The organism is Streptomyces himastatinicus ATCC 53653 (assembly GCF_000158915.1).
Lineage (GTDB): Bacteria > Actinomycetota > Actinomycetes > Streptomycetales > Streptomycetaceae > Streptomyces > Streptomyces himastatinicus.
On sequence record NZ_GG657754.1, the window covers coordinates 9,394,967 to 9,397,795 of the forward strand.

At 75.7% G+C, this 2,829-nt stretch carries 1 pseudogene; it reads right to left on the bottom strand.

Annotated features, from left to right (window positions below):
• A pseudogene (locus tag SSOG_RS57690) lies at positions 1 to 2,829 on the bottom strand (type I polyketide synthase); the annotation flags it as partial.

Consider the following 2,829-nt stretch of genomic DNA (forward strand, 5'->3'; position numbering starts at 1 on the left):
GCACCGCCGCGAGGGCTTCCGCTCCGCAGCGTACGGCCGCCATCGCGCCCGGGGCGGCCAGGTCGCGCATCAGACGGCCCCGCTCGGCGGCGAACCGCACCGCCTCGGCCAGGGTGAGCGCCCCGGCCACGCAGGCGGCGGTGATCTCGCCGACGCTGTGCCCCGCCACCGCGTCCGGGCTCACACCCCAGGCGCGCAACTGCCGGGCGAGCGCCACGCCGTACGCGACGAGCAGTGGCTGCGCCACCTCCGTACGGGCCGGCTCGGCGGGTGTGGCATCCGGGTCCAGGCACCACTGGGCCAGGGTGCGCCCGCACACCGGGCCGATGAGTGCGGACGCCTCGTCCAGCGCATGGCGGAACGCGGGCGCGGAGCGGTACAGGGCGCGGCCCGCCCCCGGCCGTACGGTGCCCTGGCCGGGCAGCAGGAACACCAGCCGGGGCCGGGAGCGGGCCACCGCGGTCGCGGGGGCGGCTGCGAGGCGTTCGGCCAGGTCACCCCGGGACACCACCGCCAGGCGGTGGCGGCCGTGGTCGCGGGCGGTGTTGACGGTGGCGCACACATCGCCCTCGTCGAGGCCCGGGTGGGCGCGCAGATGGGCCGCGAGGTCGCGGGCCGCGGCCGTCAGGGCGTCGGCGCTGCGCGCCGAGAGGGTCAGCAGATGCGGGCCGTCGTCCTCGGTGGCATGGGCCGGGCGCGGTGGCGCCTCCTCCAGGATCGCGTGGGCGTTGGTGCCGCCGAACCCGAAGGCGTTGATGCCCGCCACCAGCGGGCCGGGGGCCGTCCACGCGCGGTGTTCGCCGACCACGACGAAACCCTCCGCGTCACGGTCCGCCGCGTCCGCGTCGTGATGCAGGGAGGCGGGCAACTCCCGGCGACCCAGGGCCAGGAGAACCTTGATCAGGCCCGGCATGGCGGCGGCGTTGAGCAGATGGCCGACGTTGCTCTTCACCGAGCCCAGCAGGCGTGGCCGTCCGTCGGCGCGCGGGCCGAACGCCTGGCGCAGTGAGCGCAGTTCGACGGGGTCACCGAGGGCCGTGCCGGTGCCGTGTGCCTCGACGTAGGACACGCTGTCGGGGTCGACACCCGCGTCCCGGTACGCCTGGACGATGATCTCCCGCTGGGTGAGCGCGTTGGGGGCCAGCAGACTCAGCGAGCGCCCGTCGTTGTTCACGGCGGTGCCGCGCAGCACGGCCAGGACCGGGTCGTCCGCGCGGTGCGCGTCGTCCAGCCGGGCCAGCACGATCGCCGCGCCGCCCTCACCGGGGACGAACCCGTCGGCCGCGGCGCTGAAGGCGCGGCAGCGCCCGGTCGGCGACAACACCCCCGCCTGCTCCAACAGCCGATGGCCGGTCGAGGTCAGCGCGAGGTTGACCCCGCCGACGACGGCGAGATCGCACTCGCCGTGACTGGAGACTGCGGCGCGCCAGGTGCAGCGCGACCAGCGTCGAAGAGCAGGCGGTGTCGACGGCGAGGGCCGGACCGGTCAGGTCCAGGCTCTGCGCCACCCGGGCGGCGACGAGGTTGGGAAGTTTGCCCGTCAACGCGGCGGGCGGCAGCCCGCCCTCCGGGCCGGACGCCCGCGCCAGCACCTCGCGGTAGCCGCTCTCCCCGATCGCCGCGAACACGCCGACGCGGCGGCCCGCCCGCCGAGCGCCCGCGTAACCGGCGCGCTCCAGGGCCTCGTGGGCCAGTTCCAGAAAGATCCGGCCCTGCGGATCGGTCGCGGTCGCCTCCTGTTCGCCGATGCCGAAGTACGCGGCGTCGAAACCGGCCGGATCGCCCAGGAAGGCGCCCCACCGGGCGGTGTCCCCGGGCCGGGTGCTCCACCGGGTGGCCGGTACGGGACCGACGGCGTCGTGCCCGGCCACGAGCCGGTCCCAGAAGGCGTCCGGGGTGTCGGCCCCGGGAAAACGGCAGGCCATGGAGACGACGGCGACCGCCTCCGAGTCGCCTGAAGCAGGGCGTGGACGAGCGGGCTCCGGCCGTTCACCGCCCTGGGCCGCCACCAGGTGCTCGGTCAGCGCGGCGACCGTGTCACGGTCGCGCAGCACACCCGGCGGTACGGAGACACCGAAGGTGTCCTCGAGCGCGGCGAGCACCTCCATCGCCTTCAGCGACGAACCGCCGATGTCCAGGAACCGGTCATGCACCCCGATGCCGTCCACGGGCCGTCCCAACACCCGAGCCCAAACCCCCGCGACAACCCCGGCCACCTCCTCCCACGACGAGGCCAGCCCAGCACGCGGCCCGGCCGGTACGGCACCCCCCACCGCACCGGTCACCGCATCGGCAGGCGTGGGCGTGCCGTCGCACCACCGCGCCTCCACCGCCCCGTACGCCCCGGCCTCGTACCGCTCGCGCATCGTGCGGCGGCGTAGCTTGCCGCTTGTGGTGCGGGGGAACGCGCCCGGTGGCAGGGGCAGTACGCGGACGTCGTCGTGGGCCAGGGCCTGGCGTACCCGGGCCGTCACCTGGGCGAGTACGTGCGCCGCTTCCCTCCGCGGCCTGGGCCACCGTACGAAGACGACCACCCGCTCCGTGCCGTCGGCCGGGTCGGTGGAGCCGATCACGGCGGCCAGCGGGGTCGGCAGGCCGGGGGTGGCGGCCGCTACTTCTTCCAGGTCCGGGGCGTGGAAGGTGCGGCCGTTCACGAACACCACGTCCTTGTCGCGGCCGGTCACGCACAAGCGGCCGTCGGCCAGGAAGCCCAGGTCACCGGTGCGCAACCAGCCGTCGGCGAAGGTGGCGGCGGTGACCTCGGGGGCCTCGTGGTAGCCGCGTGCCACCTGGGGGCCGCGTACCTGGACGTGGCCGACCCGACGGTCG